Source organism: Erythrobacter sp. CCH5-A1, from assembly GCF_001557115.1.
Classification (GTDB): Bacteria; Pseudomonadota; Alphaproteobacteria; order Sphingomonadales; family Sphingomonadaceae; genus Erythrobacter.
The window spans coordinates 1-22,795 of sequence record NZ_LSKQ01000263.1 but is presented as its reverse complement, the minus strand read 5'-3'; the positions used below and the strand labels follow the sequence as shown (position 1 = coordinate 22,795).

At 68.2% G+C, this 22,795-nt stretch carries 27 protein-coding genes and 1 tRNA gene; 9 read left to right on the top strand and 19 right to left on the bottom strand.

Annotated elements, in window-relative coordinates:
• Positions 1–52 precede the first annotated feature (52 nt).
• From AX708_RS15805 to AX708_RS15765, 9 genes are all read right to left on the bottom strand, one after another.
• Complete coding sequence (locus AX708_RS15805; RefSeq protein ID WP_066530099.1) at positions 53–397, bottom strand: hypothetical protein; 345 nt, start codon at positions 395–397, stop codon at positions 53–55.
• Between the two features lie 74 nt (positions 398–471).
• A complete protein-coding gene (locus AX708_RS15800) occupies positions 472–1,422 on the bottom strand; it encodes a carbon-nitrogen hydrolase family protein (RefSeq protein ID WP_066530097.1) in 951 nt (316 codons plus the stop codon).
• A gap of 22 nt (positions 1,423–1,444) precedes the next feature.
• Positions 1,445–2,278, bottom strand: coding sequence for a TIGR04222 domain-containing membrane protein (locus AX708_RS15795; protein ID WP_066530095.1), 834 nt, complete (start codon positions 2,276–2,278; stop codon positions 1,445–1,447).
• Entirely contained in the window at positions 2,278–2,826 is a 549-nt protein-coding gene (locus tag AX708_RS15790) for a hypothetical protein (RefSeq protein WP_066530092.1), read from the bottom strand. Before AX708_RS15790 ends, AX708_RS15795 begins: the two co-directional genes overlap by 1 nt.
• A 4-nt stretch (positions 2,827–2,830) precedes the next feature.
• Positions 2,831–3,334 carry a ribosome maturation factor RimM gene (rimM, locus tag AX708_RS15785; protein ID WP_066530089.1) on the bottom strand — a complete coding sequence of 168 codons (504 nt, stop codon included), beginning with the start codon at positions 3,332–3,334 and terminating at the stop codon, positions 2,831–2,833.
• 3 nt (positions 3,335–3,337) lie between these two features.
• A complete protein-coding gene (rpsP, locus tag AX708_RS15780) occupies positions 3,338–3,805 on the bottom strand; it encodes a 30S ribosomal protein S16 (RefSeq protein ID WP_066530086.1) in 468 nt (155 codons plus the stop codon).
• A 55-nt stretch (positions 3,806–3,860) separates the two neighbouring features.
• Complete coding sequence (gene ffh, locus AX708_RS15775; RefSeq protein ID WP_066530085.1) at positions 3,861–5,336, bottom strand: signal recognition particle protein; 1,476 nt, start codon at positions 5,334–5,336, stop codon at positions 3,861–3,863.
• Between the two features lie 131 nt (positions 5,337–5,467).
• Positions 5,468–5,543 (bottom strand) — tRNA-Ala (locus tag AX708_RS15770).
• Between the two features lie 87 nt (positions 5,544–5,630).
• The gene (locus AX708_RS15765) at positions 5,631–5,972 is read right to left on the bottom strand and encodes a TIGR02300 family protein (protein ID WP_066530083.1); all 342 of its coding nucleotides are present in this window, start codon (positions 5,970–5,972) and stop codon (positions 5,631–5,633) included.
• Between the two features lie 174 nt (positions 5,973–6,146).
• On the opposite strand from AX708_RS15765, the gene aroA reads away from it, so the two are divergent.
• Genes aroA through AX708_RS15750 form a run of 3 tightly spaced genes read left to right on the top strand, consistent with a single transcriptional unit; the run spans position 6,147 to position 7,956 of the window.
• Positions 6,147–7,463, top strand: coding sequence for a 3-phosphoshikimate 1-carboxyvinyltransferase (gene aroA, locus AX708_RS15760; RefSeq protein ID WP_066530080.1), 1,317 nt, complete (start codon positions 6,147–6,149; stop codon positions 7,461–7,463).
• Positions 7,460–7,687 carry a hypothetical protein gene (locus tag AX708_RS15755; protein WP_066530077.1) on the top strand — a complete coding sequence of 76 codons (228 nt, stop codon included), beginning with the start codon at positions 7,460–7,462 and terminating at the stop codon, positions 7,685–7,687. Before aroA ends, AX708_RS15755 begins: the two co-directional genes overlap by 4 nt.
• Positions 7,684–7,956 (top strand): permease, encoded by a 273-nt coding sequence (locus AX708_RS15750; protein WP_066530073.1) that lies wholly within the window; start codon positions 7,684–7,686, stop codon positions 7,954–7,956. Before AX708_RS15755 ends, AX708_RS15750 begins: the two co-directional genes overlap by 4 nt.
• Here the strand turns inward: AX708_RS15750 and AX708_RS15745 are convergent.
• Positions 7,953–8,477, bottom strand: a complete 525-nt coding sequence (locus tag AX708_RS15745; protein ID WP_066530071.1) for a hypothetical protein — start codon at positions 8,475–8,477, stop codon at positions 7,953–7,955. The genes AX708_RS15750 and AX708_RS15745 overlap by 4 nt on opposite strands.
• A gap of 125 nt (positions 8,478–8,602) precedes the next feature.
• Between AX708_RS15745 and AX708_RS15740 the strand changes: the two genes are divergently transcribed.
• From AX708_RS15740 to AX708_RS15720, 5 genes are all read left to right on the top strand, one after another.
• The gene (locus AX708_RS15740; RefSeq protein WP_066530069.1) at positions 8,603–9,229 is read left to right on the top strand and encodes a d(CMP) kinase; all 627 of its coding nucleotides are present in this window, start codon (positions 8,603–8,605) and stop codon (positions 9,227–9,229) included.
• 405 nt (positions 9,230–9,634) lie between these two features.
• On the top strand, positions 9,635–11,329 hold the full coding sequence (rpsA, locus tag AX708_RS15735) for a 30S ribosomal protein S1 (protein ID WP_369815643.1): 1,695 nt from the start codon (positions 9,635–9,637) through the stop codon (positions 11,327–11,329).
• A gap of 123 nt (positions 11,330–11,452) precedes the next feature.
• Positions 11,453–12,208 carry a hydroxyacylglutathione hydrolase gene (gene gloB / locus AX708_RS15730; protein ID WP_066530061.1) on the top strand — a complete coding sequence of 252 codons (756 nt, stop codon included), beginning with the start codon at positions 11,453–11,455 and terminating at the stop codon, positions 12,206–12,208.
• 3 nt (positions 12,209–12,211) lie between these two features.
• On the top strand, positions 12,212–12,550 hold the full coding sequence (locus AX708_RS15725; protein ID WP_066530059.1) for a DOPA 4,5-dioxygenase family protein: 339 nt from the start codon (positions 12,212–12,214) through the stop codon (positions 12,548–12,550).
• On the top strand, positions 12,550–13,530 hold the full coding sequence (locus AX708_RS15720; RefSeq protein WP_066530057.1) for an NADPH:quinone oxidoreductase family protein: 981 nt from the start codon (positions 12,550–12,552) through the stop codon (positions 13,528–13,530). Before AX708_RS15725 ends, AX708_RS15720 begins: the two co-directional genes overlap by 1 nt.
• 61 nt (positions 13,531–13,591) lie before the next feature.
• Here the strand turns inward: AX708_RS15720 and AX708_RS15715 are convergent, their stop codons facing one another.
• From AX708_RS15715 to AX708_RS15685, 8 genes are all read right to left on the bottom strand, one after another.
• Positions 13,592–14,125, bottom strand: coding sequence for an ATP synthase subunit B (locus tag AX708_RS15715; RefSeq protein ID WP_066530056.1), 534 nt, complete (start codon positions 14,123–14,125; stop codon positions 13,592–13,594).
• Positions 14,118–14,612, bottom strand: coding sequence for an ATPase (locus tag AX708_RS15710; protein WP_066530049.1), 495 nt, complete (start codon positions 14,610–14,612; stop codon positions 14,118–14,120). Before AX708_RS15710 ends, AX708_RS15715 begins: the two co-directional genes overlap by 8 nt.
• An 88-nt stretch (positions 14,613–14,700) precedes the next feature.
• Positions 14,701–14,925, bottom strand: a complete 225-nt coding sequence (locus AX708_RS15705; protein ID WP_066530046.1) for a F0F1 ATP synthase subunit C — start codon at positions 14,923–14,925, stop codon at positions 14,701–14,703.
• A gap of 64 nt (positions 14,926–14,989) precedes the next feature.
• Positions 14,990–15,751, bottom strand: coding sequence for a F0F1 ATP synthase subunit A (locus AX708_RS15700; RefSeq protein ID WP_066530102.1), 762 nt, complete (start codon positions 15,749–15,751; stop codon positions 14,990–14,992).
• A 102-nt stretch (positions 15,752–15,853) separates the two neighbouring features.
• Positions 15,854–16,201 carry an AtpZ/AtpI family protein gene (locus AX708_RS15695; RefSeq protein WP_066530043.1) on the bottom strand — a complete coding sequence of 116 codons (348 nt, stop codon included), beginning with the start codon at positions 16,199–16,201 and terminating at the stop codon, positions 15,854–15,856.
• Between the two features lie 128 nt (positions 16,202–16,329).
• On the bottom strand, positions 16,330–16,710 hold the full coding sequence (locus AX708_RS15690) for a YdbL family protein (RefSeq protein WP_066530041.1): 381 nt from the start codon (positions 16,708–16,710) through the stop codon (positions 16,330–16,332).
• Positions 16,711–16,739: 29 nt separating this feature from the next.
• A complete protein-coding gene (locus AX708_RS20095) occupies positions 16,740–16,931 on the bottom strand; it encodes a YnbE family lipoprotein (RefSeq protein ID WP_197426109.1) in 192 nt (63 codons plus the stop codon).
• A gap of 83 nt (positions 16,932–17,014) precedes the next feature.
• Complete coding sequence (locus AX708_RS15685; protein ID WP_156443409.1) at positions 17,015–20,176, bottom strand: YdbH domain-containing protein; 3,162 nt, start codon at positions 20,174–20,176, stop codon at positions 17,015–17,017.
• A gap of 134 nt (positions 20,177–20,310) precedes the next feature.
• On the opposite strand from AX708_RS15685, the gene radC reads away from it, so the two are divergent.
• Positions 20,311–21,045, top strand: coding sequence for a DNA repair protein RadC (gene radC / locus AX708_RS15680; protein ID WP_066530037.1), 735 nt, complete (start codon positions 20,311–20,313; stop codon positions 21,043–21,045).
• A gap of 4 nt (positions 21,046–21,049) precedes the next feature.
• Here radC and AX708_RS15675 read toward each other — a convergent pair.
• A partial coding sequence (locus AX708_RS15675) for an autotransporter domain-containing protein (protein WP_156454588.1) occupies positions 21,050–22,795 on the bottom strand: 1,746 nt, incomplete at its 5' end.

The window sequence follows — 22,795 nt, the reverse complement described above, 5'->3', positions numbered from 1 at the left end:
AGCGGCCCGGGGAACATCTCCGGGTAGAGCGTGAGGATGGTGGCGGCGAAGGTCACTGGAAAACCCTGAGAGTGGCATCAGTCTGTTGCCGGTCCCGACGCTTGCGGCGCATCGCTGTCAGCCACGACACGCCCATCCCTGTCACAAGCATGGCAAACAGCATTGCCCAGCCTCTGAGCGGCACCCGCGCCAGGCTGGCCACTGCCGCCTTATAGTCCTGTGCCTGCCAGATCCCAACCGCTACCAAGAGCAGGATCAGGATAGTTACCGGCAAGCCCCCCGCCACGGCGACACGCAACCAGAATCCGCGCGGCGCCATCGCCCAGATGAGGTATCGCGCCGCAAGCCAGGAGATCAGCGCCGCGACCAGCATCATAATGCCGATAGCGGTCACCATGGACAGCAGGGACGGCCCTGCGGCGGCGGGTGCGACTGTGACCGAAAGACCAGGGGCCGGTGCTGCTGCTGCGCTCAGGACCATACGATCCCATCCTTCGCCCGCTTATCCACCGTCAGCTCGAACACGTCCGGCCGCGCATAGTGCCCGTCGGTATCGAGGTTGGTGAGCCCCTCTGCCACCTCGGCGAGATCGAGCTCGGCGAAGAGTGTCTCTTCCCCCTCGCCCGCTTGCGCGATCACGCGGGTGTCGGGGGCGGCGATCAGGGAGCCGCCGCGGTTGAGGACTTCGGCGGGGATCGCCTCAAGCAGTTCCCGAGCGGCGGCATTCCCGCCCACGCGCTCCAGCCCGTCAAACAGATCGCCCTTCGTCTGCACCAGCCCCGCCGCCAGCACGAAGCACCGCCCCTCCATCGCATAGTGCCGCGAGGCGATCTGGTGGCTCTCGCGCACCGTCGGCCAGGCGGCGATGTGCACATCCTCGCCGAGGTTGTGCATCGCCGCGCGCGCCAAGGGCATCCAGTGCTCCCAGCAAATGAGCGTGCCGAGGCGGCCCCACTCGGCCTGATGGACGCCCAGGGTGGAACCATCGCCGCGCGCCCAGATCAGGCGCTCGCCGTGGGTGGGCACCAGCTTGCGGTGATCGAGCACCGGCAGGCCGGGCCGGAAGGTCAGCTGGTTGTTGACGAGGCTGCGCCGCACCCGCTCGTGCGCGCCGATGGAGATGACCGCGCCGCTCGCATCGGCGAGTTCCTGCAAGGGCAGCAGCCGCTCGTCACCCGGCACCACCGCCTGATCGAGCATGATCCGGTGCAGCGCCTTGGCTCCGGGATGATCCCACAAGGCCGCGCCCGGGGCCTCGTCGAGCCACAGCGGATAGCCTCCCAGAAAGGTCTCGCCGAAAGCGACGACTTTCGCGCCGCTCTCCACCGCCTCCCGCGCCAGACGCAAGGCCTTGTCGATCCCTCCTTGGAAATCGAGCGGAATCGGAGCGGCTTGCACAACGGCGACGGGGAGCTTGGTCATGCCCGCCACTTACGCGGCAGGTTCAGCCTCCGCAACCGCCGCAGCCGCCTCCGCCACAGCCCGAGCCGCCGTCGCTGCTGCTGTCGCCGCCGCCGCCGCCGCATCCACCGCCGTCACCCTCGGGCCTGCGCAGCGCGTGAACCGGCTCCCACGGGGTGCCGACCAGCACCGAGGTGCCGAACAGCGCGACCGCCATCGCGGCCTCGTCCGGCATGGGCGCGCGGGAAAAGCGGCCGTTCTGCTCGCGCAGGCGCTGCACCGCCTCGATCCCGGCGGACGTGCGCGGGTCGACCGTGACGAAGCGGATCAGCGCCAGCGCGAAGGTCACGATCAGCAGGAACACCAGCAGGCCCGTCGGCTCGCCCAAGGCGTCCCCCGCACGCTCGCGGTAGAGCCCGAGCAGGAACAGCGCTGCGAACGGGGCGATGGAAAGCCAGCGCAGCCGCGTATAATCGGCATCGCGCAGCAACAGCCCCGCGCGCTGGAGCCGCGCCGCGACCACATCGGCATGGGTGTCGAGCGCCTTCTTCGCATCGGCCCGCGAGAGCTGCTCGCCCGCCGCCAGCAGCGTCTTCGCCGCGGGCGAGACCGGCGCCTCGCAGCGGGTGACGGCGAGCTTGCCCTTCTCGCCGCCGACCAGACCGCCGTGGACGTAAAGCTCGGCCAGCGCCGAATCGGCGAGCCGCGTCGGCCCGCCGACGAGCACGGCGATGCTGTCGACATCATCGAGGGCAGCGCGGCGCCCGGGCTCGCGCAGAAGGCCGGGCATCCACCATGCGCTGACGCCGGCAAAGCCCAGCAAGACGCTATAGAACAGCAGGAAATCGCTGCCCGTCCAGGACGAGAACAGCTCCATCACGTTATCCTTCCTGCGAGCCATCCCCCGGCGACGAGGAACAGGCCTAGTGCCAGCGCGACCCGGCGTTCGAGAACGATATCATGCCAAAGGTTAACGCGAACTCCCCGCGGATCGACCGCAAAACGCCGATGCGCACCCGGCCAGATATCGGCGGGCGGCGCGTGGCCGAAGGCGGTTTCGTAGGCAGCGAGGGTGGCGGCATACTGGCGGTAGTAGCGGTCGCGCTCGACCGTGCCCCCTTGCGTCGGGCCATGGTGCAGATCGCGCCCGAGGACCTCGCGGCAGAAGGTCTGCCAGTAATCGCGACTGTAAGTGAGGTGGAGGTGCCAGGCCTGATCGACCGCGTCGGACGGCGTCACCTCGTGGCCGGCGGTCATCGCGAGATAGCAGAAGCGCTTGTATTCGCCGATCACGCGCTCGGCGTGGGCGGGGGTCCAGCGGTTCTCTCGGGCAAGGCGGGCGGCGAAGGAAAGCGAAGCGTCCGCCGGGCCGATGTGGTGGTCGGCGATGCGCTGCCAGAGAGTCTCGTCGAAGGGCGAACTCACGCCCTCAATTATCGGCGAAATCCGCCGCTATCACAAGCCTCTTGTCGTCCCACTCGATTACTGCTGCGGGGATCATCGGAACCATGAAGGTCTTCGGCCCCTTTTCAGGCACCGGATCGAGGGTGATCTCGATAATGTCGGTCGCGCCGAAGTTCTCGATCGCGAGCACGGTGCCGATCGCGTCTCCGGTGTCGGTAACGACCGGCAGGCCGAGCAGGTCGGCATGGTAGAACTCGCCCTCGCCCAAGGGAGGGAGCGCCTCGCGGGGCACGGTCAGCACGGTGCCGCGCAGCTTTTCGGCATCGGCGCGCGAGGTGCTTTCGGCGAGGCGGGCGATGGCCCCGCCCTTCCCGTCCTCGCGAACCTTCACGAGGGTGAGCGCGCCGTCGTTGAAGCTTTTCTGTTTGGCGAGGGTCGCGATGCCCTCGCCGAACAGCTTGAGGCGCACCTCGCCCGCCACCCCGTGCGCGCCGGCGATGGCGGCAAGGGTGACGGGCTTGGGGCTCATGGCTTAGCCTTCGGCCTGCTCTTCGGCGGCGGCTTCTTCAGCGGCAGGCGCTTCTTCAGCCGGAGCTTCCTCGGCAGGCGCTGCGGCAGCGGCCTTGGCTTCTTCCTCGGCAGCGCGCGCGGCTTCTTCGGCCTCGGCGATCTTGGCGGCACGCTCTTCGGCGCGCTCCTTGGCCTTCTCGCCCGGTTCACCCTTCTTGGGGTTGTTGCGGGCCGCGCGCTCCTTGATGCCGGCGGCATCGAGGAAGCGGGCGACGCGGTCGGTCGGCTGCGCGCCGACGCCGAGCCAGTAGCGGGCGCGGTCCTCGACCAGCTTCACGCGCTCGGGGCTGTCCTTGGCGAGCAGCGGGTTGTAGGTGCCGATCTGCTCGAGATACTTGCCGTCGCGGGGGCTGCGGCTGTTGGCGACGACGATGCGGTAATAGGGACGCTTCTTGGCACCGCCGCGCGAGAGTCGGATGGAAATCGACATGAGTAGTTACCTTTCGAGAGAATTGAACTTTTGAACTGAACTGACTGACTTGAAACTATTTCTTGAACCGCGGAGGCCCGCCGAGACCGGGCAGGCCGCCCATCGGGCCGGGGCCGCCGAGACCCGGCAGGCCGCCCGACGGAGGACCGCCGAGGCCGCCCATGCCGCCCATCGGGCCGCCGCCGCCAATGCCGCCGCCGAACATCGCGGCGAGGCCCTTGAGGCCGCCCATCTTCTTGATCTGCTTCATTGCGCGGGCCATTTCCTGGTGCATCTTCAGCACCTTGTTCACGGTCTGGACATCGGTCCCGCTTCCCGCCGCGACGCGCTTCTTGCGCTTGGCGTTCATCAAGTCGGGATTGGCGCGCTCCTTGGCGGTCATCGAGGAGATGATCGCTTCCATGTGGATCAGCACCTTGTCGTCCATGCCGCTCGCCTGCATGGCCTGCTTGGCCTTCTTCATGCCCGGCATCATGCCCGCCAGCATCCCGAGGCCGCCCATCTGCCGCATCTGGCGCAGCTGCATGGCGAGATCGTCGAGGTCGAACTTGCCCTTTTCGAGGTTGCGGGCGAGCTTTTCGGCCTCTTCCTCCTTGATCGTCGCCGCCGCGCGTTCGACCAGGCTGACGACATCGCCCATGCCGAGAATGCGGTCGGCGACCGAGCCGGGGCGGAAGGGCTCGATCGCGTCGAGCTTCTCGCCGGTGCCCGCAAACTTGATCGGCTTGCCGGTAACCGCGCGCATCGAAAGCGCCGCGCCGCCGCGGGCGTCGCCGTCCATGCGGGTCAGCACCACGCCCGTCAGCGGCACCTCGCCCGAGAAGGACTGCGCGACGTTGACCGCGTCTTGCCCTGTGAGCGAATCGACCACCAGCAGCACTTCGTTGGGCGCCGAAACGCTGGCGACAGCCTTCATCTCGGCCATCAGCGCGTCGTCGACATGGAGGCGGCCGGCGGTGTCGAGCAGGAGCACGTCGAAGTTCTGCAAGCGCGCGGCTTCCATCGCCCGGCGCGCGATGTCGACCGGCTGCTGGCCGGGGATGATCGGCAGGGTCGCCACATCGACCTGCCCGCCCAGCACCGCCAGCTGCTCCTGCGCGGCCGGACGGTTGACGTCGAGCGAGGCCATCAGCGCCTTCTTGCCGTGGCGCTCGCGGATCAGCTTGGCGAGCTTGGCGGTGGTGGTCGTCTTGCCCGAGCCCTGCAGGCCGACCATCATGATCACGACCGGGGGCTTGGCATCGAGCCTGAGGCCTTCGACCTCCATCCCGCCCAGCGTCTCGACCAGCTCGTCATGGACGATCTTGATGACCATCTGGCCGGGGGTGACCGACTTCAGGACATCCTGCCCGACGGCCTTCTCGGTGACGGCATCGATGAAGCGGCGGGCGACGGGGAGCGCGACATCGGCTTCGAGCAGCGCGATGCGCACTTCGCGCATGGCATCGCGCACGTCCTGCTCGCGCAGCGCGCCGCGGCCCTTGAGGCGGTCAAAGACCCCGCCAAGCCGATCTGACAGCGTGTCGAACATCGCTCACTTCTCCTCGCGCCGCTGGCCGCGTGCGCATCATGCGAAAAACGCCGGCGGACGAAACCTCGTCGGCCAGCGTTGCGGAAGGTGTCCCCTTGGGGGATGCGCCTTTCGACTTTATCAGTGGTGACTGGTGGAGCCTAGCGGGATCGAACCGCTGACCTCAACACTGCCAGTGTTGCGCTCTCCCAGCTGAGCTAAGGCCCCGAGCCAGTCATCATGCGAGGCAGGGCGGGTGCCCTGCTCGCGGGAGGCGGCCATTAGATGGGCCGCCCTCCCTTTGCAAGAGCAAAATCAGCTCTCGTCGTCTTCGTCATCGCCCGAGGTGGCAACACCGAGATCGTCGTCGCCGCCGAGGTCGACGTCGTTGTCGGGCGAATCGCCGTCCTCGTCGATGTCCTCGATGTCCTCGAGATCGCCCAGATCATCGTCGCCGCCCAGATCGGCGTCGGCGTCGACATCGACCTTCTTCTCGACTTCCTCGAAGGGAATCGGCTGCTTGGACTTGAGCACCGGCTCAGGCGTCCAGGTCTCGCCGCATTCGATGCAGGAGACCGGGTCTTCCTTGCCGAGATCGTAGAAGCGCGTGCCGCACTTCGGGCAGGTACGCTTGGTTCCCCATTCGGGCTTGGCCATTGTCATTCCTCAATTCGAACCCGCCCCTTGGCCGGAGCGGAGACATAAGCTGCAAAAATCGTAGGGCGCTTGGGCGCAAAAATTGGGCGCGGCAAGCGCTTTATCAAGAGCCCGGGCCGCGGCGCGCGGCGCGCCTTGCCAGAAGCGCGGGGCGCTGTCAAAGACCGCGGCCTTATGACCAGCTGTCGCTTTGCTCCTCTCGGCCCGCTCACCGGCAGCATCCGTGTGCCGGGCGACAAGTCGATCAGCCACCGTTCGCTGATGTTTGCAGGCCTCGCCGTGGGCCGCAGCCGCATCACGGGGCTGCTCGAGGGCGAGGATGTGCTTGCCACCGCCGCCGCGATGCGTGCCTTCGGGGCGCAGATCGCGCGGCAGGATGATGGCAGCTGGGTGGTCGACGGCGTGGGCGTAGGCAGCCTGCTCGAGCCGAAACAGGCGCTCGACATGGGCAATTCAGGCACCTCGACGCGGCTGCTGATGGGCCTTGTCGCGAGCCATGCCATCACCGCGACCTTCACCGGCGATGCGAGCCTGTCGGGCCGTCCAATGAAGCGCGTGATCGACCCGCTTTCGCTGATGGGCGCGTCCTTCGAGGCCAGCTCCGGCGGCACCCTCCCCCTAATGCTGCGCGGCGCCTCGCCCGCCGTGCCGATCACCTACCGCTTGCCCGTCGCGAGCGCGCAGGTGAAGAGCGCGGTGCTGCTCGCCGGGCTCAACACCCCCGGCATCACCCGCGTGATCGAGCCCGTCCCCACCCGCGACCACACCGAGCGGATGCTCACCGGCTTCGGCGCGCGGCTCGAGGTCGGCGAGGAGAACGGTGAGACCGTGATCGCGATCCACGGCGAGGCGAAACTCACCCCGATGGACGTGACCGTCCCCGGAGATCCCTCCTCCGCCGCCTTCTTCATGGTCGCCGCCACGCTGGTGCCCGGGAGCGACCTCACGATCGAGAACGTCGGCCTCAACCCGACCCGCGCGGGCCTCGTCCATGTGCTGCGCCAGATGGGCGCGGATATCATCGAGGTGAACCCCCGCGAAGTGGGCGGCGAGCCGGTCGCCGATCTGCGCGTGCGCCACGCCCAGCTTAGCGGCGTCGAAGTCGACCCGGCCATCGCGCCCGCCATGATCGACGAGTTTCCGGTGCTGTTCGTCGCCGCCGCCCTCGCCAGCGGCACCACCCGCACCACCGGCCTCGAAGAACTGCGCGTCAAGGAAAGCGACCGCCTGGCCGCGATGGCCGCCGCGCTTACGGCGGCAGGCGCGCGGGTCGAAGAGCACGAGGACGGCCTCACCATCCACGGCACCGGCGGCGATCCCCTGCGCGGCACCGACAATGCGCGGGTCAAGTCGCTGCTCGATCACCGTATCGCCATGAGCATGGCGGTGGCGGGACTGGTCAGCGAAGGCGGCGTGGAGGTCGACGACATCTCGCCGATCAACACCAGCTTCCCGACCTTCATGGGGCTGCTGGCAGAGGCGGCGGCGTGAAGAGAAAGGTCGCAGTCTACACGATCCTGTTCGCACTCGGCATCGCGGGAATGCTGATCTATCGCTATTTCACCAAGGGTGAGACCGTAGAGGTCTGGGAAATCGTCCTGGTGGTTCCGATGCTTCCCCTCGCCGGCCTCGTCATCTGGTTGCGCAGCGACTGGGCGCCGGCCAAGGTTCGCGACGTGGTCGAAAAGGCCGAGCGCGATTGGAATAAGCCATGAACACCCCGCTCGACTGGCCGAGCCTCGTCGGCCTTGCCGGCACCGCCTGCATCATCGGCGCCTATGCCTATCTGACGCTCGCCAAGGCGACCAATCCGTTTATGCTCCACGGCACCAATCTGCTGGGCGCCGCGCTGCTGACGGTCTCGCTGATCTATCACACCAACTGGGCGAGCCTGGTGCTGGAGTTCTTCTGGGCCTCGATCGCGATCCTCGGCCTCGTGCGCGCATGGCGGGCGCGCGGAGATACCGGCCGGGAGCCGCGCTAGCGGCACCGGCCCTGTTCGGCCCCCTGCGTCGGCGGCATCGCGCCGCGCGTCCAGTGCAGGCGGCTCAGCCCCTGCGTGTCGGTCGTGACCGAAAGCATGAGGGTGTTGCCGTCCTTGCGCGCCACGACTTGGCACAGGCGCGCGCTGCGCGGCGGGATGTCGGGCAGCGCAACCGTAAGGTGCATCGGGCGCACCTCCCAGCCCGCCGCTGCGAGCTTCTGGGCATAGGCCGCCTGAAGCGCCGCCGCATCCTCGAAGCCGCCGATTTCGGCATAGCCCGTCTCCGGCTGGGTCGCGGCCGGGCCGAAATGGGCCCGGACGGTGAAGCGTGCCCCCTCGGGCCGGGGCGCCCATTGCGGCCAGAAGCTCTTGGGCCCGATCTCGGCCTGCTGCACCGAGCCGTCGGCATGGACCACGCCAAAGGGCGATGCGCTGGTCTCCATATCCCACAGCAACTTCGCGCCCGGCCATGCCCCGCCGAGCACGCCTGCTGCAATGATCAGCCCCATCACCCAGCGCATCGCCCGGCCCTCCTGTCGCGCCCATGTCGCGCGGTGCCGCGATAGCCCGCGCGCTGTGAAGGAGGGGTAAACCGGCGACCCGCCCCGCTTGCCAAGCGCCCCGCGTGCTGCCACGGCGCTCGGCCATGATCATCGCAGTCGACGGTCCCACAGCTTCCGGCAAGGGCACCATTGCCAAGGCGCTCGCCGCGCATTTCGGCCTGCCGCATCTCGATACCGGGCTGCTCTACCGCGCGGTCGGGCGGCAGTTGCAACTGGCGGGGGGGAATCCCGACGATCCGCACGCGGCGCTCGCCGCCTGCGACTTCCCCGAGGCCCTGCTGGAGGACGACGTCCTGCGCTCCGAGGAAGTGGGCGGCTATGCGAGCCGAGTCTCGGTGCACCCCGGTGTGCGCCGCGCGCTGTTCGAGCGCCAGCGCACCTTTGCGCTGCAAGAGGGCGGCGCGGTGCTCGACGGGCGTGACATCGGCACGGTGATCGCGCCCGAGGCGCAAGTGAAGCTGTTTGTCACCGCCAGCACGGCCGAGCGCGCGCGGCGGCGCTGGCTGGAAATGCAATCACGCGGGATCGCGGTCGATCTCGCCGTGATCGAGGCCGACATCGCCGCCCGCGACGAACGCGACACTACCCGCGCCGATGCCCCGCTGATGGCCGCTCCGGGCGCGGTAGTGCTCGACACGACGACACTCGGCCGCGGCGAGGCTATCGCCGCGGCAATTACGGCGGTGCGGCGGCAGGCGGGGTTGGAATAAAAGCGTTTTCCTACTCGTCCGCGCTGCGACATGGTGCCCGCATGTTCACCTGCCCGCCCTTCACCCGCCCGATCGCGCCGCTGCCGGCGGGCCGAAGGCGCGGTGAGATTTTCGGCATTTTGCAGTGTCTCATTGTCTCCAACAGCCGCGCTCCTGCTCCTGCTGGCGGGCAGGCCCGGGGGCGTTTCTCCTTGCATTTCGGGCAGGTCTCGCCTAGGCGCCCGGCCGTTCTCGCAATCAGCAACGGTTGAAGGAACCCGCACGTCAGCATGGGGCTGCGCGCGGAAGTCTGCCTCTTGCCCCGCCAGCCCGCGCAATGGTGCACGGGAAGCGGTGAAAGACCCCGGAAAAACCGGTGGCCGGTAGCACAACGAAACAGGACGTTACGTCACTATGGCAAGTCAAATGCCCACTCGCGCCGATTTCGAGGCGCTCCTCAACGAACAGCTCGGCGGCGCCGGCGAAGACGGCTTCGAAGGCCGCGTCGTCAAGGGCACCGTCACCGCGATCGAGAACGGCTTTGCCGTGATCGACGTCGGCCTCAAGAGCGAAGGCCGCATCTCCCTCAAGGAATTCGCCCGCGGCGATGACGACCACGGCCTGACCGTCGGCGGCGAAGTCGAAGTCTTCGTCGACCGCGTCGAGAACGCCGATGGCGAAGCCATGCTCAGCCGCGACCGCGCCCGCCGCGAAGCCGCGTGGGACAAGCTGGAAAGCGAATTCGGCGAAGGCAAGCGCGTCGAAGGCCGCATCTTCGGCCGCGTCAAGGGCGGCTTCACCGTCGACCTCGACGGCGCCGTGGCCTTCCTCCCCGGCTCGCAGGTCGACATCCGCCCGGTGCGCGACGTCACCCCGCTGATGGACGTGCCGCAGCCCTTCCAGATCCTCAAGATGGACCGTCGCCGCGGCAACATCGTCGTCTCGCGCCGCGCAGTGCTCGAAGAGACCCGCGCCGAACAGCGCAGCGAGCTCATCAATGACCTGGTCGAAGGCCAGATCATCGACGGCGTGGTCAAGAACATCACCGATTACGGCGCCTTCGTCGACCTCGGCGGGATCGACGGCCTGCTGCATGTCACCGACATGAGCTACAAGCGCGTCAACCACCCGAGCGAAGTGATCGCCATCGGCGACACCGTGACCGTGCAGATCGTGCGCATCAACGCCGAAACGCAGCGCATCAGCCTCGGCATGAAGCAGCTCGAAAGCGATCCGTGGGATGGCGTTGCCGCCAAGTACCCGGTCGGCATGAAGCTGTCGGGCCAGGTCACCAACATCACCGAATACGGCGCCTTCGTGGAGCTGGAAGCCGGGATCGAGGGCCTTGTCCATGTCAGCGAAATGAGCTGGACCAAGAAGAACGTCCACCCGGGCAAGATCGTCTCGACCTCGCAGGAAGTCGAAGTCATGGTGCTCGAGGTCGACAGCGACAAGCGCCGCATCAGCCTCGGCCTCAAGCAGGCCCAGCGCAACCCGTGGGACGAGTTCGCCGAGAAGCACCCGGTCGGCAGCGAAGTCGAAGGCGAAGTCAAGAACGCCACCGAATTCGGCCTGTTCATCGGTCTCGACGGCGATGTGGACGGCATGGTCCACATGTCGGACATCGCCTGGGGCATCTCGGGCGAGGACGCGCTGGCGCTCCACCGCAAGGGCGAGATGGTCAAGGCCATCGTGCTCGACGTGGACGTCGAGAAGGAGCGCATCAGCCTCGGCATGAAGCAGCTCGAAAAGGGCGCGCCTTCGGCTGAAGCGGCCTCGACCGGCTCGAACCTGCGCAAGAACCAGACCGTCACCGTCACCGTGCTCGAAGTGCGCGACGGCGGCCTCGAAGTGCAGGTCGGCGAAGATGGCGCGACCGGCTTCATCAAGCGCAGCGACCTCGGCCGCGACCGCGACGAACAGCGCCCTGACCGCTTCCAGGTCGGCAGCAAGGTCGATGCGATGGTGATCGGCTTCGACCGTTCGAAGAAGCCGAACTTCTCGATCAAGGCGCGTCAGATCGCCGAAGAGAAGGAAGCCGTGGCGCAGTTCGGCTCGTCCGACAGCGGCGCGTCGCTCGGCGACATCCTCGGCGCGGCCCTCAAGAAGGGCAGCGAGTGATCGGGGGGCGCCCAGCCCTGAGGGCGGGCGCCTTCGGTTGATCCGAGTTGGAATTGAGGCCCGCCTGCTCACCCGAGCAGGCGGGCCTTTCCTATCGGGCGTCGCGGGGGTAGTGTCACCCGCATGATCCACGTCCACCAGTTCCCCTGTCTCAGCGACAATTACGGCTATCTCGTCCACGACACCGAGAGCCACGAAACCGTCGCCATCGATACGCCCGACGCCAAGGCCTACCTGCTCGAGGCGGAGCTGAAGGGCTGGAAGATCACGCAGATCTGGAACACCCACTGGCACCCGGATCACGCGGGCGGCAATGCGGCGATCCAGGGCGCGACCGGTTGCACGATCCTCGGGCCTGCCGAGGTTGCGGGCAAGTTCCCGCTGGATCGCACCCTTGCCCACGGCGATGTGCTGACGATCGGCGGGACCGAGGCCCAAGTGATCGACGTTTCGGGCCACACCAACGGCCACATCGCCTTCCACCTCCCCTCGGCCGGGATCGCCTTCGTCGGCGATTCGGTCTTTGCGCTGGGCTGCGGGCGGATGTTCGAGGGCGAGCCGGGGCAGTTCTGGGCGAGCCTCTCGCGCATCAAGGCCCTGCCGCCCGAAACCCTGCTCTACTGCGCGCACGAATACACCGCGTCCAATGCGCGCTTCGCGCTCCATGCCGATCCCGACAACGCGGCGCTCCAGGACTATGCCGACGAGATCGCGGCCAAGCGCGCGCGGGACGAATGGACCGTGCCGACAACGCTGGAGCGCGAACTCGCCACCAACCCCTTCCTGCGCGCCGACGATCCCGCGCTGATGGCGAAGTGGGGCGGCGCTGCTCCGCACGAAACCTTCGCCGCCCTGCGCGCCGCCAAGGACACATTCTGAACCATGCAGAACCCGGGAGCGATCCGGGGCTTTCACGCCCATATCTACTACGACGCCGAAGAAGTCGGAAAGGCGGAGGCCTTCGCAGAGCGGGCGCGCGCGCACTTCAAAGTCGCGGTCGGGCACTTCCACCTCGCGCCGATCGGCCCCCACCCGCGCGGATCGTGCCAGCTGTCCATGTCGCCCGAGACCTTCGCACAGTTCATGCTGTGGGCCATGCACGAGCGCGGCGGCCTGACGATCTTCGCTCACGGGTTGTCGGGCAATGACCTTGCCGATCACACCCGCTACGTCGTGTGGCTGGGCCCCTCCGAACCGCTCGACCTGTCGATCTTCGGCTGATGCAGGCGCTCGTCGTCGAACGCCTGTCGGGCGACCTGTCGGGCGTGGCGCTCGCCGACGTGCCGGAGCCGGCACGCGGCGCGGGTGAGGTGAAGGTGCGAGTGCGCGCGGCCTCGCTCAACTTTCCCGACCTGCTGATGAGCCGCGGCGAATACCAGTTCAAACCGCAAGTGCCCTTTACCTCCGGTCTCGAATTCGCGGGCGAGGTGATCGAGGCCGATCCCGACAGCGGCTTTGCCCCCGGCGACCGGGTGATGGGCGGCAACAAGACCGGCGCCTTTGCCGAGATCGCTTGCGTTCCGGCGGGCAAGCTTTCCCGCGTACCCGCCGGGATGGACTTCCCTGCTGCCGCCGCGATGGGCGCGGCCTATTCCACCGCCTTCACCGGCCTCGTCGAACTGGCCGACTTGCAGGAGGGCCAGTGGGTGCTGGTTCACGGCGCGAGCGGGGGCGTCGGCCTTGCCGCGTGCGACCTCGCCCGCGCACTGGGCGCCCGCGTGATTGCCACCACCGGCTCACCCGCCAAGGCGGAAGCCATCGCCGCCCTCGCCCGCCCCGAGGCGGTGATCACGGCCGAGGGGCGCTTCCGCGACCGTGTGGCAGAGCTGACGGACGGCGCGCTGGCCGAAATCGTGTTCGACCCCGTGGGCGGCGACGTGTTCGACGAATCGACCCGCTGCGTCGCCTTCGGCGGCAAGCTGGTGGTGGTCGGCTTCACCTCAGGGCGGATTGCCGATATCTCGACCAACATCCCGCTGATCAAGGGGTTCAGCATCGTCGGCCTGCGCGCCGGGGAATACGCCCGCCGCTTTTCCGAGCGGGGCGCAGCGATCACCCGCGCCATCGCCCGCCTCGCCGAAGCGGGCGCGATACTCCCCGCTATCGACCGCACCCTCCCCCTTTCGCGCTGGCGCGAGGGCTTCGAAGCGATGGTGCGGCGCGAGCTCGTCGGCAAGGTGGTGTTCGTGCCGGGCAATTGAGGCGCAAACGAAAAGGGCGGCCCCGAAGGACCGCCCCTTGGTGTTGCTCTAACGGCGCCGCTCAAAGCGAGGCGATGACCTCGTCGGCGAGCTTGCGGTCGGCCTCGCCGTCATGCGCCTTGGCGATCAGCGCCTTGGAAGCGGCGGCGGCGGCGGTGACCGCGCGGGCCTTGACCTCGGCAATCGCGGCGCGCTCGGCAGCGGCGATCTTGTCTTCGGCCATTTTCTGGCGGCGGGCGACCATCACCTTGCTGTCGGCCTCGGCCTTGGCGAGGATCGCGTCCGCTTCCTCGCGGGCGCCGGCCAGCATCGCTTCGGCATCCTTCTCGGCGCCCGCGATCTTGGCGGCGTATTCGGCGCGCAGGGCCTCGGCCTCGGCGCGCAGGGTCTTGGCTTCATCGAGCGCGGCGCGGATCGCGGCGATCTTGGCATCGAGCCCGCCGGTGATCACGCCGGGAACCTTCTTCCACAGGAACACCCCGATCAGCACTGCCATGGCGAGCGCGACCCACTGATAGGTGTCGAGCCCGAAAACGCTCGGCTCGGCATGATGCCCTTCGGCACCGCTGGCGAGCAGCATGAGGATGTCAGCCATGCGCCATCACCTTCTTGACCGCGGCCTTAGCGGCGGCGGCATTGATCTTGGCACCGGCGACGCGGGCGACGATGTCGCGCGCGGCGTCGGCGGCAACGCCCTCAACCTCGGCCATGGCGCTCGTGCGCGCTGCCTCGATCGCGGCTTCGGCCTCGGCGAGCTTGGCGTCGAGCTTGACCTGCGCCTTGGCGAGCTTGTCCGCGCTGGCGGCGGCCGCCTTGGCCTTGGCCTCGCCGATCAGCGCCTGGGCCGCTGCCCGGTTGGCATTCTCACGCTTGCGCCACGCCTCTTCCTCGGCGGTCGCCGCATCGCGCGCGGCCTGAGCCGCGGCGAGATCGCCGGCGATCTGGTTGTCGCGCATCTCCACCGTGCCGAGAATCTTGGGCACCATTCCGAGGCCGACGACCACGAAAGTGAGGCCGAAGAACACCAGCAGCCAGAAGACCTGGCTGGTCAGGGTTTCGGAGAGTTGATCGATCTGAGGCATGATGAACCTTTGGTCGCGAGCGCCGCGTGATCGGCCCGCCCGGGCGGGAGCCGTAAGGTCCCGGCCCGGCGCGAGGCCACGTTCCGTCTTAGCTGAAGATCAGCAGGACGGCGATCACGAAGGCCAGCAGGCCGAGAAGTTCGGCAGCCGCGAAGCCGATGAACAGGCGGCCCTGCTGGCCGTCGGCAGCACCCGGATTGCGCAGCGCGCCTTCGAGGAACGAGGCGAAGACATTGCCCACGCCGAGCGCGGCGAGGCCAGCGCCGATCGCCGCGAGACCGGCACCGAGAAGAGCTGCAGCTTGTGCGTCCATGGTATTAAACTCCGTTGAAATTCTGTTTGTTGTCGTGGGTAGTGAAGAGCGCCTGCGAAGGCTCTCAGTGAAGGTTTTCCGCGTCGTTGATGTAGAGCGAGGTCAAGAGCGCGAAGACGTAGGCCTGAATGCCGGCCACGAGAATCTCGAGCGCGCTGATCGCCACCATCAGCACGAAGCTCGGCACGCCGACCAGCACGCCGAGGCCGAGGCCCGCGCCGCCGCCGGCGATGACGAAGCTTGCCAGCACCTTGAGCAGCACGTGTCCGGCCATCATCGCCACAAACAGGCGCAGCGCGAGGCTGAAGGGGCGGACCATGAAGCTGACGAGCTCTATCAGGCTGATCGGCGCGGCGAGGAGCACCGGGGTGTTCGCGGGCCAGAACAGCGAGAAGAAGTGCAGGCCATGCTTCCAGAAGCCGACGATCAGCACGATTCCGAAGCTCATGATCGCCAGCACGCCGGTGGCGGTGAAATGGCTGGTGAAGGTGAAGGCGTGAATGCCCGGGATCAGACCCACCGGCACGAGACCGAGGAGGTTGCCGAACAGGATGAACATGAACAGCGTGAAGATGTAGGGCACGTATTTGCGCCCGGCCTTGCCGACGTTGGCTTCGAGCAGGTCGTCGATGAAGCCGGTCATCGTCTCGACCGCCATCTGCCAGCGGCCCGGGACCAGCTCGCGCCGCATACCGCCGGCGACGAACACCCAGACGAGGACGGCGGTGATCGCCATCCACAGCGCGGAGTTGGTGAACGCGATGTTGATACCGTCGCCCAGCTGCCAATCGGACCCCAGCAGGGGCTCGATGGTGAACTGCTTCATCGGATCGACCTTGCCTTCTTCGGCTGCCACGATCGAACAATCCCCAAATGGTTACATCAAACGCGCCCCTCGAGGGGGGCCTCGGCCGGATCAGGCGGGGGTCTATCCCTCGCGTGTCCCGTCTTCGGCCTCGCCTTCGGGGCGCGTATTCGCGCTCAGAATAATGCTTCTGAAAGCCGATGCCGTTCCGAGGAACAGACCGCCTAACAGGCCCCAGGGCGCAGAACCGGCGAGTGCGTCAATCGCAAAGCCGATCACCAGGCCGCCGATGATCCCGCCCAGAAGGCTGGCCAGAGCGCGGTTGCCGCTGCGGTAATTCGCATCGACACCCTTCACCTGCGGCCGGTTGCGCTGCTCTTCGCGCTCGCGTGCGGCCCTGAGCCGCGCTTCGAGCGCGTCGATCCGCGCATCCTCGTGAATGGGTTCTCGGGCGGGTTTCTCGTCGCTCATGCCATCGCCTCTAAACGCAAGGCCAAGCCACATGCAACAAGGTGCCCGCCGAGGGCGCCGCCCCCTTAGAAGGGGGCTAGATATGTGTCAACATCGCGGGCCGAGAGTTTTGTGCAACTGCACAAAGGTCAGGGGCACTTGGGATGGCGGGCCGGGGGTGCGGCCGTGCGGGTCTGCCAGGAACCGTCAGGCGCCTGATACTTCTCGCCCGGCTGAGTCTTCAGGATCTGCTGGCAGCCGATCGTCAGGGCATATTCCTCGATCGTTGCATTGTTGGCCTGGGCCCGCTCGGCATAGACCGCCTTGCGCCGGATATTGATGTCGTCGACGATCCGGCGCAGCTCGGGCGTCTCGGTGCCGACGATGCCGACATAGCCGTCGACCCGCTCCCCGACCTTGCCCGCGGCGCGCGCGGCATCGAAGCCCGGATCGCGCTGCGCAAGCGCGGGCGCGGCGAGCACGGCGATGGCCGCCAGCACGGCCAGACTTGCGGATTTGGCACTCGGCATCAGCTTTCCTCCAGACCGCCGGGCATCTGTCAGAAGATGTCCGGGTTCTCTTCAATCGTGTTGGCCGCGTCTTCCGCGAGCCGGTAGATCACTTCCTGCCGGATGTTGATGTTGAGCTCGATCACGATCGGCTTTTCGGGCGCGGCGATGTTGATGCATCCGCCAAGGCCCGCCGAAAGGATAACCGCTCCGGCCATCATCGCCCGGCCCCGTCCTGTCATGTGCCGCCCCATCTGCGCTCCGCTTCCCCGTGCCCTGGCCGGAGATGTGGCAGCGCGCCCGGGCGCGGTCAATTCGTGATGCATCATCGCTTGTCTTCGCTTTCGGCAGGTTGAACGGGCGCTTTAGGCCCCGGCAAGGTGGGGCGGGCGGGATTGGCGGGGACGAAGCGGCCGTCCTCGGCCCTCAGCAGCCCGCGATCAACCGGGTTGCCGAGGTAATCGATGTCCCAGAACGAACGGATCATCGTTGCCAGCTGGTAGAAATTCTCGGAGCGGACGTTGATCTTGAACAGGATCGGCAGCTTCGCGAGGCGGCGGGTGACGAAATTCCGGCTGGTCCCCGCGCCCTGGCGCACCCCTTCGAATTCGAAGCTGGTGACGATCTCGCCATCAAGCTGCCCGCCCAGTCCCACGCGCATCTGGCGATAATCGAGCGAGCGCAGCGCCGAGAATGCGTAATTGCCCATGGTGCCGAGGTCCTCGTAGGTGAGATCGCCGATATAGGCGACGTTCCCCCCACCCTCGCGCGCGATCAGCACGCCGCCATCGATGCGCCCGTGTCCGTCCTTGTCGAACACCACGGGCACGGTGCCATCGAAGATGCCGGTGGCCGAGAGATTGGTGAGCTCCATCTGCGCGACGAACTTCGCCGCATCGAGCCCGGAGATGTCGAAAACGTAGCGGCGTTCCTCGGGCTTGCTGAAATCCATCACCAGCGGACGCATCGAAAGGGTGCCGCCCATGAAGGGGAAGCGCGCGTCCTCCAATGAAAGGAGCGTGCCGTCCTTGACCTCGAACTGAACCGTTCCTGCCAGCACCTCGACCCCGGGATTGATCGCGGCGATGGTCAGGCGCTGGTCGGGCGCGGTGGTGAGGTTGAGGAGATCGGTGAAGACGACCTCGCCGCCCAGCCCGCGCACCGGTCCGAAGGCAGCGGCGAAATCGAGACCACTGCTCCCGAAAGTGCCGCTGCTGGTCAGCGCGTCGCCCCGCCAGTCGATCCGCCCGCTTCCGGTCACGGTGCCATCGGCGAGCGCGACCACGCCCTTGGCGAGCGGCGAGAGGACTTCGGGCTGGAAGCCCTTGTCGAACACCAGCGCGGGCACCGAGAAGCGCGCGCCGCCGGCGGCGGTATCAAGATCATGGGTGATCGTGACCTCGCCCAGGCTGCGGCCCGATTCGCGGTGCGCAAGCCGGGCATCGGCGGTGATCCGGTTGTCTTCGAGCCGGAGCGCCGCGCCATTGGCCACCAGCGCGGTGAAGCGCGGCTCGGGATGGTCCGCCGCGGGCCGGTCGGTCAGAACGAAGCTCGCCCCTGCAAGACCGAGCACGCCATCGGCATAGGTCCACCCCCCCGCGAGCGAATCGAGATCGAACGGCACGGCCGCGAGCCTTGCCGCGCCCCCGGCGAAATCGCCCGCAATGGCCTCGCCGAATCTGCCGGTAAGGCTGGCGGCCGAGAGGCGCACCTCGCTGTCCCCGGTGCCGATGCGCGCGGCGAGGCCCTCGAGAGCGAAGGGTTGCGGGTAGCGCAGCATGACCCCGTCGGCCGCGATGCTCGCCGGGCTCTCGCCGAGGCTGCCCGCCAGCGTGAGCGCTCCGGTGCGGGCGGCAAGGCGCAGGGTTTTATCGTAAGCGAGGATGGCGCTGCGTCCTTCGGGGCAGAGCGTGATCCGCTGGCCATCAAGCGTGAGTCCTGAGAGCGCGAGCCTGGCGAATCGCAGCGGCGTGCAGCGCGTGCCGAGCGCGAGCCCGCGGGCCTGCGACCACGTGCCCTCGAGCGGCACGTCGAGGTCGTTGATGGCTCCGCCGGGCAGGTCGCCGCTGGCCTTGACGAGGCCCTCGAATGCGAGCGCCCCGCCCGCGCCGCTCCGCAGCGTCAGGCGCGGAATGGAGAGGCGGTTCGCCCCGGCGGCGTAATCGGCCATGGCGAGCCGCGCGGTCCACCCCCCGCCCCGCTCCTGCGCGATCCGGCCGTTGACGGAGGGCAGGCCCTCGCCCCCCGCGAGCAGATTGCCCGCCAGCCCGCTCACGCCGCCCGCGCCCAGCTTCGCCCCCAGCCGCGAGAGCGCCAGCACCCTCGTGCCGCGCGCGCTCGTCAGGCCCGCTTCGGGGACCACCAGCGAGGCCTCGCTGCCCCGGTGGCGGATGATGGCATCACCGCGGAAACTCGCGCCGCCCAGCGCCGCGTCGAGTGCGGTGCGCGCGCGGGCAGCCAACGGCGCGATCAGCGTGCCCGCCGCGCTGCGTTCGATCGCGGCAAGGCTTGCGGCAAGGTCCCCGGCAGGCGCGAGGCCCGCGCCGCGCAGCGTGCCCTCCCACTGGCCGCTCGACCCGTCCGCTGCGCCGCGCCAATCGCCTGTCGCCGCGAGCCGCGCGAGGCGGCCTTGCGGGGCGACGAGGCCGGTGAGCGCGAGATCGTGGCCCAGCGCGAAGCGGCCCTCGGACCACCCCAGTTCGGCGCTGCCGCCGAGCCCGGCGGCTGCAACATCGCCTGCTTGCACGCCCCCGCCCGCCACCTGGAAATCGGCGGTCGCGGCAGCAAAGCCGGGCGCGAGCCGCGCCCTGGTGCCGATGTCGGCACGCGCCAGCGTGGCACCGCCGCAGGCAAGGTCGGCAAGGCGCAGCGGTCCATCGAAGACGGGCGCGCCATTGGCAGTCGCGAGTTTGCCGTAAAGCGTGGCGCTCGCCGCGCGGCAATTCTGCGTGCCAATTCCCGGCGCAGTAGCGGCAAGGGTTCCGGCGAAGCCGTCATCAAGCCGCCCTCGCCCCTCGAGCTTGAACCCGGCGCGCCCGTAATCGCTTTCGAGCAGCCCGCGCGCGTCGGTCAGCACCACGTCGATGGCGGGAAGCGCCGGCGGCTCGGCGGAGCCGGTGAACACCAGCGGGTCGAGCTTGCCGAGGCTCAGCTTGCCGCCCCGGTAGCTGGCGAACACCCGCGCGCCGTCCACCGTCACGCGGCGCAAGCTCGGCCCGGTCCAGCCCACGCCGGTCTCGATCACCATCCGCCGGACGGTGAGATCGGGCCGCGCCGGATCGCCGATCACGAGGTTCTCTATGACCTGCGATTGCGGCGTGAGGCTGACGATGTCGTAGGTCGCCGGCACGCCGCGCGCGGCGAGGTAGTCGTCGATCAGGTCCTGGGCGATTCGCTCACGGCTGATCCAGAGGGCCGAAACCCCCACCAGCGCAAGCACCGCAACGCCCGAGGCAAGGCGTACGCCGCGGCGCCGACGCGGCCGCACGCGCCCGCTCCCGCCGTCCTGCGGCCCCTCCTCCGTCTCAGCCTCAGCTTGCCGCATCGTCTCCAACTCTTGCGCGTATCCCCTTCCAAAGGCAATGAGACACGCCAACCCCAACGCTTTTCCGGAGGGTCGCATTGCCGGAAGCTGAAGACAGTTTCGATTTTCTCGACGGCGCGGTTCCCGATTGGGACGCGGGCAAAGCCGCGGGCGACGGACACCGGGCGCGGCTGCGGCACCGGTTGCTGACCGGCGGGGCCGAGGCGCTCGCCGATTACGAGGTGCTCGAATACCTGCTCTTCGCCGCGATCCCGCGCGGCAATACCAAGCCGCTCGCCAAGGCGCTGCTCGCCCAGTTCGGCAGCCTTGCCGGGGTGATGAACGCCGACCCCAAGGCCTTGCAGCGCGTGAAAGGCGTGGGCGAGAACTCGGCGGCCGCGCTGAAAGCCGTCGCCACCGCCGCACGGCGCATGGCGCGTGGCGAGATCATGGGCAAGCCCGTGCTCTCCAGCTGGCAGGCGCTGATCGACTACCTCACCACCGACATGGCGCACCTTACCATCGAGCGGGTGCGGGTGCTCTATCTCGACACCAAGAACCGGCTGATCGAGGACCACCACGTGGGCGACGGCAGCATCGACGAAGCCGCGATCCATCCGCGCGAGGTGATCCGCCGCGCGATGGATGTGGGCGCCAGCGCGATGATCCTCGTCCACAACCACCCCTCGGGCAGCCCCGAGCCGAGCCGGGCGGACATCCAGATCACCCAGCGCCTCGCCGAGGCGGGGCGGCATATGGGCGTGACCGTCCACGATCACGTCATCATCGGGCGTGAGGGGCATGTGAGCCTACGCGCCAAGGGTCTGATCTAGCGCGTCAGAACGCCACGCGCACCGCCGCGCGCGCGGCGTGATCGCGCTGATTGTCGGCGATGCGGCCGTCATAGCCCAGCGCCAGCGTCACGCGGGTCGCCACCCGCCAATCGAGCGCCGCGCCCAGTTCTGCCGAGGTGCGCGCGGTCGCTGGCCCCGCCACCGCGAAGCCCATTCCGGGGAGCTGCGGATCGAAGGTCGTCACCACGCTCTGCCGGTCGCCCGAGGCGCGAACCACGCGGCCATAGGCGCTGAGGGTGAAGCGGCTGCCCTCCCCGCCCAGCGCCAGCGCCGCGTCGGCTCCGGCCCAGAGCCGGGTCTGCACGAGATCGTCCTCGGCCACTGTGAGCGGCGCAAGGCCGCCGGTTTCGCTGAAGGCGGCGCGGTCCCAGCGCAGATGGGCCGCGCCGATATGGGGACGCAGCGAGAGCGGCCCGAATGTCAGCCGGTAGCCCGCCTCGCCCGAGATGCCGAACAGGTCGCCATCATATTCCGCCTGCGCCGCCCCGGCTTCGGACGCGCCGCTGCTGCGCACCCGCAGCCCGCCGTAGCTGGCAGCGACGCTCAGTTCGACCGCACCGAACGCCGCGCGGCCATGCACGCCCACCAGCAGCTGGCGCAGATTGGCGCTTTCGGGGGTCAGCGGATCGGGGATCGCCAGCGCTCCGGTGCCATATTCGCCCGCAATCCCGAGCGTGATGTGCTCGGCCGGGTTGAGCAGCAGGCCGAGCACCAGCCCTTCCCCCTGCCCTTCGACCCGGCCGAGCGCGGCGCTGGCATCGAAGCTGCCGTCGCGCGCATAGGCTTCCCCCCAGAACGCCTCGCGCCGCGCCGCGCCTTCGCCCGGACCATCGGTCAGCCGCCGCAAGAATCGCCCGCTCGCGCCAAAGCCGGTTTGCGGGGCGGCTGCATGGATCGCGCCGGTGGGCAGCGCGGTGAGCGGGACATCGAAGAAGGTGGTGCCTCCGGTAATGGTGCGTTCGACCTGCTGGGTGATGGTGAGGATGCGCATTTGCTCAAGACTGGTGTTCGTGAAGCCCGACGGTACATCGTAAGTTGCACCACCGACACACCCTGTCAGGGATGTGGCCGTGGAGCATTGGTTGAGCTGGCCGAAAGGGATTGAAGCGGGGCCGACGGTTTCGACAAAGCCCAGCAATACCAACTGTCGCCGCGTCAATCGTTCGCTGATAACGCGGTCAGTAACAACCTCGGGTCCGCCGCCGGTCTGGATTGCGGTTCCGGCGAAATAGCGTCTGCCGGTGGCAGTGCGGGCATCGGTCAGCAAACCGGTGCGCGCCTGCGCCAGTGAGGTCGCGGTGATGCGCAAGGGGGCCTGCCCCGTCGCGAGCCCGCGCACCTCGACCTCGCCCGGTTGGCCAAGGCGATTGTCGATGGTGCGGATGATCGTCGTGTCAAACTGGCGATGCTCACCAGTCAATGTGGTCGTTGTTGCCAACACCCCACCGGATGCATCGCAAGGATGGCTGCCGAAGGCGAACGCATTGCCTAGGGTATTGACGACACGCAGCCCTTCGGCGCGAAACTGAAAAATGCTGCAGGCGGGCGTGTTCAGGATAAAGGTGCTGGTGTTGGCGGCGGCTAAGTCAATCGCAGCCTGCCTGTTGAGTGCGTCAGTATCCAATGGCGGCGGCACCGGTTCGTCCACCATCTCGTCCAGCACGACCTGCGCCGCTGCGGCTTGCGGCAGCGCCAGCGCGGCGGCCAGCGCCGTCCCCGCCACCAACAC

What these genes read in the sequence shown, in the direction of transcription:
- rpsA (WP_369815643.1), top strand. Translation starts at nt 9,635, where the DNA reads ATGCCCACTCGCGCCGATTTCGAGGCGCTCCTCAACGAACAGCTCGGC.
- AX708_RS15690 (WP_066530041.1), bottom strand. Translation starts at nt 16,710, where the DNA reads ATGCCGAGTGCCAAATCCGCAAGTCTGGCCGTGCTGGCGGCCATCGCC.
- AX708_RS20095 (WP_197426109.1), bottom strand. Translation starts at nt 16,931, where the DNA reads ATGACAGGACGGGGCCGGGCGATGATGGCCGGAGCGGTTATCCTTTCG.
- AX708_RS15715 (WP_066530056.1), bottom strand. Translation starts at nt 14,125, where the DNA reads ATGGCTGACATCCTCATGCTGCTCGCCAGCGGTGCCGAAGGGCATCAT.
- aroA (WP_066530080.1), top strand. Translation starts at nt 6,147, where the DNA reads ATGACCAGCTGTCGCTTTGCTCCTCTCGGCCCGCTCACCGGCAGCATC.
- AX708_RS15795 (WP_066530095.1), bottom strand. Translation starts at nt 2,278, where the DNA reads ATGGAGCTGTTCTCGTCCTGGACGGGCAGCGATTTCCTGCTGTTCTAT.
- AX708_RS15765 (WP_066530083.1), bottom strand. Translation starts at nt 5,972, where the DNA reads ATGGCCAAGCCCGAATGGGGAACCAAGCGTACCTGCCCGAAGTGCGGC.
- gloB (WP_066530061.1), top strand. Translation starts at nt 11,453, where the DNA reads ATGATCCACGTCCACCAGTTCCCCTGTCTCAGCGACAATTACGGCTAT.
- AX708_RS15700 (WP_066530102.1), bottom strand. Translation starts at nt 15,751, where the DNA reads ATGAAGCAGTTCACCATCGAGCCCCTGCTGGGGTCCGATTGGCAGCTG.
- AX708_RS15750 (WP_066530073.1), top strand. Translation starts at nt 7,684, where the DNA reads ATGAACACCCCGCTCGACTGGCCGAGCCTCGTCGGCCTTGCCGGCACC.
- AX708_RS15710 (WP_066530049.1), bottom strand. Translation starts at nt 14,612, where the DNA reads ATGCCTCAGATCGATCAACTCTCCGAAACCCTGACCAGCCAGGTCTTC.
- rimM (WP_066530089.1), bottom strand. Translation starts at nt 3,334, where the DNA reads ATGAGCCCCAAGCCCGTCACCCTTGCCGCCATCGCCGGCGCGCACGGG.
- AX708_RS15695 (WP_066530043.1), bottom strand. Translation starts at nt 16,201, where the DNA reads ATGAGCGACGAGAAACCCGCCCGAGAACCCATTCACGAGGATGCGCGG.
- AX708_RS15705 (WP_066530046.1), bottom strand. Translation starts at nt 14,925, where the DNA reads ATGGACGCACAAGCTGCAGCTCTTCTCGGTGCCGGTCTCGCGGCGATC.
- AX708_RS15745 (WP_066530071.1), bottom strand. Translation starts at nt 8,477, where the DNA reads ATGCGCTGGGTGATGGGGCTGATCATTGCAGCAGGCGTGCTCGGCGGG.
- AX708_RS15740 (WP_066530069.1), top strand. Translation starts at nt 8,603, where the DNA reads ATGATCATCGCAGTCGACGGTCCCACAGCTTCCGGCAAGGGCACCATT.
- ffh (WP_066530085.1), bottom strand. Translation starts at nt 5,336, where the DNA reads ATGTTCGACACGCTGTCAGATCGGCTTGGCGGGGTCTTTGACCGCCTC.
- AX708_RS15720 (WP_066530057.1), top strand. Translation starts at nt 12,550, where the DNA reads ATGCAGGCGCTCGTCGTCGAACGCCTGTCGGGCGACCTGTCGGGCGTG.
- AX708_RS15800 (WP_066530097.1), bottom strand. Translation starts at nt 1,422, where the DNA reads ATGACCAAGCTCCCCGTCGCCGTTGTGCAAGCCGCTCCGATTCCGCTC.
- AX708_RS15805 (WP_066530099.1), bottom strand. Translation starts at nt 397, where the DNA reads ATGGTGACCGCTATCGGCATTATGATGCTGGTCGCGGCGCTGATCTCC.
- rpsP (WP_066530086.1), bottom strand. Translation starts at nt 3,805, where the DNA reads ATGTCGATTTCCATCCGACTCTCGCGCGGCGGTGCCAAGAAGCGTCCC.
- AX708_RS15725 (WP_066530059.1), top strand. Translation starts at nt 12,212, where the DNA reads ATGCAGAACCCGGGAGCGATCCGGGGCTTTCACGCCCATATCTACTAC.